General features: G+C 54.7%; 1 protein-coding gene. It reads left to right on the forward strand.

The window, feature by feature from the left end:
• Positions 1-243 (forward strand): hypothetical protein (locus K5Q73_RS21540; RefSeq protein ID WP_220766216.1); only part of this gene is annotated, 243 nt, incomplete at both ends.

Raw genomic sequence — 243 nt, forward strand, 5'->3', positions numbered from 1 at the left:
CAATGATGGTCCAACCGCTAACGCCGACACCCATGTGGTGGATGAAGCGGTTAATGATGCCGCCACTGTCGCGATTACAGGTGAAGTGATCGCTGGTATGGATCATGGCGGCGGCTTTGCCGATCTAGCCGATAGCGATCCCGAGAACCAGCCCCTTAATGTGGTGCAAGTCGAGAACTTCGACGGTGACATCATAGGTGATGGTGATACCGCCATCGGTAACAACGTTGTGCTGGTCGGTGA

The sequence above is a fragment of the Shewanella sp. MBTL60-112-B2 genome (assembly GCF_019655055.1).
GTDB lineage: Bacteria > Pseudomonadota > Gammaproteobacteria > Enterobacterales > Shewanellaceae > Shewanella.